The sequence below is a fragment of the Oleiphilus sp. HI0123 genome, assembly GCF_001635315.1.
Genome location: NZ_LWGE01000679.1, coordinates 1 through 404 on the forward strand (window position 1 = coordinate 1; position 404 = coordinate 404).

Sequence of the window (404 nt, forward strand, 5' to 3'; positions counted from 1 at the left end):
GTTTCTCATTGATGACCCTGTCAAAGCATACAAGTTTATTGTCACGCATAGATAGCATAGCAAAGATCGAGATCCTTAGTGTCTACCACCAAGCAAATCTTTGTTTTTAACGCAATGAAAAACGGTTCAGGGGACGAGTACAAGAGCAAAAACACTCTCAAGCTTTTGCAAAAGCTGACTAAAGCAGAAAAGATGCAGAGACTAGGAAGTAAGCTAAACTACGAAGCGCATACGAGGCGTGCCTCGTCCAACATAGCGTGTACAACTTTATCAGACATAACCTTATCACTAGGGTCCGAACTGTCACTTTCAGGCCCAACCGTAATAATACTATCGTCTTCTACAAGCTCCTCAATAGAGGCCATTTCAGTTAACACAGGTAAGTTATCTGGTTCCGCTACGCC

At 42.8% G+C, this 404-nt stretch carries 1 protein-coding gene; it reads right to left on the reverse strand.

All coding sequences use genetic code 11. From position 1 onward, the window contains the following. Positions 1-218: 218 nt before the first annotated feature. On the reverse strand, positions 219-404 hold a 186-nt coding region (locus A3761_RS27140), incomplete at its 5' end, for a hypothetical protein (protein WP_197472884.1).